Annotated in this window: 5 protein-coding genes; 4 read left to right on the top strand and 1 reads right to left on the bottom strand. The window is 70.5% G+C overall.

Going from position 1 to position 5501, the window contains the following annotated elements; genetic code table 11:
- The coding region (locus tag DY218_RS25690; protein ID WP_128558525.1) for a 4'-phosphopantetheinyl transferase superfamily protein at window positions 1-485 on the top strand (485 nt) is incomplete at its 5' end.
- A 122-nt stretch (window positions 486-607) separates the two neighbouring features.
- Window positions 608-2224 (top strand): MFS transporter, encoded by a 1617-nt coding sequence (locus DY218_RS25685; protein WP_128558524.1) that lies wholly within the window; start codon window positions 608-610, stop codon window positions 2222-2224.
- 102 nt (window positions 2225-2326) lie between these two features.
- On the opposite strand, the gene DY218_RS25680 is transcribed toward DY218_RS25685, so the two are convergent.
- The gene (locus tag DY218_RS25680) at window positions 2327-3283 is read right to left on the bottom strand and encodes a LysR family transcriptional regulator (RefSeq protein WP_128558523.1); all 957 of its coding nucleotides are present in this window, start codon (window positions 3281-3283) and stop codon (window positions 2327-2329) included.
- Window positions 3284-3393: 110 nt separating this feature from the next.
- On the opposite strand from DY218_RS25680, the gene DY218_RS25675 reads away from it, so the two are divergent.
- Together DY218_RS25675 and DY218_RS25670 are read left to right on the top strand one after the other, a co-directional pair.
- On the top strand, window positions 3394-3756 hold the full coding sequence (locus DY218_RS25675) for a YybH family protein (protein ID WP_128558522.1): 363 nt from the start codon (window positions 3394-3396) through the stop codon (window positions 3754-3756).
- Window positions 3757-3998: 242 nt separating this feature from the next.
- Complete coding sequence (locus tag DY218_RS25670) at window positions 3999-5483, top strand: DUF2252 domain-containing protein (RefSeq protein WP_128558521.1); 1485 nt, start codon at window positions 3999-4001, stop codon at window positions 5481-5483.
- The last annotated feature ends 18 nt before the right edge of the window (window positions 5484-5501 follow it).

Below are 5501 nucleotides of genomic sequence, written 5' to 3'. Positions count from 1 at the left end.
GCGGCGGCGGCCCGGCCGGGCAGGTCGGCCGCCGGCGGTCGGACAACGCTCCGCTGTTCCCCGCCGGCTATGCCGGCACGATCACCCACACGCCGCGCTTCGCGATCGCGGCCGTCGCCCCGGGCGCGGCCGGGATCGGCGTGGACCTGGAGCCGCGCCGCTTCGACCCGGCGCTGCACCGCTTCCTGTTCACCGACGAGGAGCGCGAGCAGCTGTGGCCGGACCGCGAGCTGGAGTCGCTGCGCGGTCTGTACGCGGCGAAGGAGGCCGGCTTCAAGGCGCTGTCCGGCGGCGACTGCCGTGCGGCGCACGGCGGCCTGTACTTCCGCGTCCGTCTCGAGCGGGACGGCGGCGGCCGGCTGTGGGCCCGGGCCGGCGAGGCGCGCGCCCTGGTGCACTGTGCCGGCACCCCGACCTTCGGCTTCGCCGTCGCCGTACGCACCACCGACCGCCCCGCAGCGACCCGCCATCCCCGACCGTCATAAGTAGAAGTTTTCGTCACCGTCAGAACTAGTGCTTGGACTTCTTGAGCGCGGTCGGTCAGTGTCGAAGTCAGAGGGTTCAGGGCGCCCAAAAGCTCTGCCGAAGCAAGAAGAAAGGAGTTGTGATGCACAAGAAATGGTGGACGCTACTGGGCGTATGCGGGGGCACGTTCATGCTCCTGCTCGACACCACCATCGTGTACGTCGTCATGCCCCCGGTGCAGGAGGACCTCAAGGCCTCCTTCTCCGACCTGCAGTGGGTCATCGACGGCTACGCCCTGGCCCTGGCCGCACTGCTGCTGACCTCGGGCACACTCGCCGACCGCTTCGGCCGGCGCCGCCTCTACGCGATCGGCGTCGGCATCTTCACGGTCGGCTCACTGCTGTGCGGCCTCGCCGTCTCCCCGCTGATGCTGATCCTCTCCCGGGTGCTGCAGGGCGTCGGCGGCTCGGTCATGTTCGCGACCGGACTCGCACTGCTCGCCGGCAGCTTCCAGGGCAAGGAACGCGGCATGGCGTTCGGCGTCTGGGGCATGGTCACCGGCCTCGCCTCCGCCATCGGCCCGGTGGCCGGCGGCGTCATCGCCAACGGCATCGACTGGCGCGGCATCTTCCTCGTCAACGTGCCGATCGGCCTCGCCGTCGCCGCGATCGTGGCGCTGCGCGTGGACGAGTCGAAGGCCCCCTTCGTACGCAAACTGGACTGGCCGGGCTTCGTCCTCTTCACCACCGGACTCACCTCGCTCATCTACGGCCTGATCCGCGTCGGCGAAACCTCGTGGACCGAGAACACCGCGCTCACCGCCCTGCTCGGCGGCACCGCGCTGCTGATCGCCTTCCTCGTGGTGGAGGCCAGGAGCGAACAGCCGATGTTCGACCTGTCGCTGTTCCGCATCCCCACCTTCGTCGGCGGCTCGATCGCCGCCTTCGCCATGAACGGCTCGCTGTTCGCGATGTTCCTGTTCCTCGCCATCCACTTCCAGGAGGTCCTCGGCTACTCCTCCATGGAGGCCGGGCTGCGGCTGCTGACCGCCTCGGTGTCGATGCTGTTCGCGTCGATCATCGCCGGCAAGCTGAGCAGCAAGATCCAGCCGCGGTACCTGATCGGTGTCGGCCTGCTCCTCGTCGGCGCCGCACTCGTGTGGATGCGCGGGGTCTCCGCCACCACCGAGTGGACCCACTTCATCCCGGGCTTCGTGCTCGGCGGCATCGGCGCCGGCCTGGTCAACCCGCCGCTCGCCTCGACCGCCGTCGGCGTGGTGGACCTGTCCCGCTCGGGCATGGCCTCCGGAGTCAACGGCACCTTCCGGCAGCTCGGCGTCAGCGCCTCCGTGGCGGTACTCGGCTCCGTCTTCGCCTCGATCATCACCGGAAAGCTCTCCGACGGCCTCGCCGGTGTGCCGGAGCTCGCGGACCGCAGTGAGGGCCTGGCCGCCCTCGTACGGGCCGGCGAGATCGACGCGGCGGTCGCCTCGACGCCGGAGAAGTACCACGGCACCGTGGAGCAGCTGGCCGTCGCCGGATTCTCGGACGGCATCAACACGCTGGTCACCATCGCAGCCGTGCTGGCCCTGGCCGGCGGCCTGCTGGCCCTCGCCCTGATCCGCCCCAAGGACTTCAAGCCGATGCCGCAGCCGCCGAAGCCGGCGGAGGACACCGAAGCGGCGAAGGACACCGAAGCGGCGAAGGAGTCGGCGCCGGCCGACGGGCCGCGGCAGTCCGGGGACCCGGTGAAGGCCTAGCGGACCGTGTTGAAGGTCCTGCGCGGTGCCCGGCACCCGGTGGTCCCGAATGCCGACGGCGCCGTGCGGGACCTTCAACACACTCCGCCGCGGCCGACCCCCTCAGGTCGCGGCGAGCAGCGCACCGCTCTCCGCGGTGTCCGAGCCGTCCGCGGTGTCCTCGCCGTCATCGGCCGGTGCCACCCCGAAGGCGCGGCGGCACCGCTCGAGCAGCTCCCGCAGCGCGGGGCCGGACGTGGTCGCACTCCACACCAGCGCCAGCACCGCCGGCGCGTCCACACCGTCGAGAGGAATGAAGTGCAGCTTGTCCCGGTGGGCCGACGCCATGGACTCGGACAGCACGGCGACGCCGAGACCGCGGGCCGCGAGGTCCGCGACCGAGGCCGGGGCACTGGCCTGCAGCGCCACGTTGGGCCGCAGGCCGTGCGCCGCGCAGGCACGGTCGAAGACCGCCCGGATACCGGTGCCCACCGGCAGCGAGATGATCGAGTACTCGCCGATGTCGTCGAGGCGGACGCTCCGCCGGCCGGACAGTGGATGCCCCTTCGGTACGGCGACGACCAGCTTCTCGCTGACGATCGGCAGCGAGTCGAGGCCCTCCGGTGCGGTGTCCGCCGCGCCGATCAGGGCGAGGTCGGCCTGATTGCTGCGGACGAGCTCCACCAGTTGGTCGGAGTTGTCCTCGATCAGCGTGATCTGCACGCCGGGGTGGGAGCGGTGGAAGGCGGCCAGCGCGTCGAAGAGCGGGGTGAGCGTACAGGCGGTGATCATGCCGACCACCAGCCGGCCGCGGATCAGACCGTTCACCTCGTCCACGGAGCGCCGCACCGACTCGGCGGCGGCGAGCGCCATCCGCGCGGGGCCGAGCGCCGCCTCACCCGCCGCCGTGAGCGTGGCCGTACGGCCGCTGCGGTCGATCAGCGCGGCCCCGAGCTCGTGCTCGAGCTGCCTGATCTGCGCGCTGATGCCCGGCTGGCTGATGTGCACCCGCTCGGCGGCCCGGGTGAAGTTGGCCTCCTCGGCCACGGCGATGAAGTACTCCAGCTGCCTCAGGTCCATAACTACAGACTATAGCCAACATGCCAGCGATTCATTGGACTTGTGGATCGCCGCCCAAGATACTGAACTGAACCGAGCTGAAGACCAGCCCGACCCTGGAAGGAACACCCATGTCGTACGAGAAGGCCCGGACCCCGGAGGACATCACCCGCCTGTTCGTCGAGCGGTCCAACGCCGGCGACGCGGCCGGAGTCGCGGCACTGTACGAGGAGAACGCCGTCATGGCCTACCCGCCCGGCAGCACCACCGTCGGCCGCGAAGCCATCCAGGCCCTGTGGGAGAAGGTGCTCTCGCACCGCCCGCACTTCGAGCCCGAGACCCCCCTGCCCACCCTGATCAGCGGCGACATCGCCCTCACCTCCACCCCGCCGAAGGACGGCTCCGGCGCCCGCGCCCAGGTCGTCCGCCGCCAGCCCGACGGCTCCTGGCAGCGACTCCTCGACCAGCCGGAATTCAACCCGCCGACCCGCTGAGCCGCCCGCACGAAACCGCCCCGTAAAGGCGACACCTTCCCCCGGCCGAACCCTGATCGGCCCCTCGGCCCCGGACCGGCAATCAGCCGGCCCGGGGCCGACGCCGCACCCGAACAAGCCCCCGGACCAGGCCTGTTGATGAGTTATCCACAGGCTCTGACACCCTCCCCCCACCCCAGGTACCGTCTCCCCCAGTCGAAAGCCACACCGGCATCGCCGGAGCCACGGGGGAGGCGGTCCACATGACCGAACTCGATACAACACTCGATACAACACGCGATCCAAACGCCGTACCGCAACAGCGACAGACAGCCGGCCCACCACCCGGCAAGGACACAGGCAGGCCCAGGCTGCCCCACGTCCCCGGCTTCGCCCACTGGCCCGCCCAGGAATCCCCGAAGCGAGCCGGCAAAGCCCACCGCGACCGCGTCCCGCGCACCGCACACGCCGACTTCACCCCCGCCGAAGACCGCCCGGACGCCGTCACAGCCGTCCGCGAATCCAACCGCGGCCGCCTCACCGACCTCACCCCCATCCGGGTCGGCCGGATGGCAGCAGGACCCTTCGCATTCCTGCGCGGGACCGCCGGCCTGATGGCCTTCGACCTGGCCCGCACACCCACCACCGGCATCGGCACCCAGATCTGCGGCGACGCCCACGCTGCCAACTTCGGCCTCTACGGCGACGCCCGCGGCAGCCTCGTCATCGACCTCAACGACTTCGACGAAACCGTGCACGGCCCCTGGGAATGGGACGTGAAACGCCTCGCCACCTCACTGATACTCGCCGGCCGCGAAGCCGGAGCAGACGACGACACCTGCCGCCGGGCCGCCTACGACGCCGTCGGCGCATACCGCCGCACCATGCGCCTGCTCGCCAAACTGCCCGTACTGGACGCATGGAACGCCATCGCGGACGAAGAACTCGTCTCGCACACCGACGCCCACGACCTCGCCGGCACCCTCGACCGAGTCGCCGGCAAAGCCCGCAACAACACCAGCGGCCGCTTCGCCGCCAAATCCAGCGAAACCGCCGCCGACGGCAGCCGGCGCTTCCTCGACGCACCACCCGTGCTGCGCCGCATATCCGACACCGAGGCGGCCGCCGTGGCAGCGGCCCTCGGTGAATACCACGGGACACTGCCACCGGACCGCTGGCCGCTGCTCGCCCGGTACGCGATCCAGGACGTCGCATTCCGAGTGGTGGGCACGGGAAGCGTCGGGACGCGCTCATACGTCGTCCTGCTGCAGGACCACCGCGGGGAACCGCTGATCCTGCAGGTCAAAGAGGCCAGGCCGTCCGCACTCGTACCGCACCTGGCCGCGGCCGGATTCAAGACGGAAGAGACGGAGCACGAAGGACGCCGAGTCGTACTCGGCCAGAAGCGGATGCAGGTCGTCAGCGACAACCTGCTCGGCTGGACCACGGTCAACGGACTGCCCTTCCAGGTACGCCAATTCAGAAACCGCAAGGGCAGCGTCGATCCCGCGGCCCTGTCGCCCGACCAGCTCGACGACTACGGGCGGATGACCGGCGCACTGCTGGCCCGCGCGCACACGCACAGCGCCGACCCACGCCTGATCGGCGGCTACTGCGGCAAGAACGACGAACTCGACGAGGCCATGACCGCCTTCGCAGTCGCCTACGCCAACCGCACGGAAGCAGACCACGCAGACCTGGTGGCGGCGATCCGGAACGGGGTGGTGGGGGCCGAGATGGGGGTTTGAGGGGGGCGAGGGTCTGAC

This window comes from Streptomyces triticagri, from assembly GCF_003429565.1.
Lineage (GTDB): Bacteria > Actinomycetota > Actinomycetes > Streptomycetales > Streptomycetaceae > Streptomyces > Streptomyces triticagri.
This window is presented reverse-complemented; position numbering and strand designations above follow the sequence as displayed.

Excerpts from the sequence above, each read along its gene's own strand:
- DY218_RS25675 (WP_128558522.1), top strand. The coding sequence starts at position 3,394 with ATGTCGTACGAGAAGGCCCGGACCCCGGAGGACATCACCCGCCTGTTC.
- DY218_RS25685 (WP_128558524.1), top strand. The coding sequence starts at position 608 with ATGCACAAGAAATGGTGGACGCTACTGGGCGTATGCGGGGGCACGTTC.
- DY218_RS25670 (WP_128558521.1), top strand. The coding sequence starts at position 3,999 with ATGACCGAACTCGATACAACACTCGATACAACACGCGATCCAAACGCC.
- DY218_RS25680 (WP_128558523.1), bottom strand. The coding sequence starts at position 3,283 with ATGGACCTGAGGCAGCTGGAGTACTTCATCGCCGTGGCCGAGGAGGCC.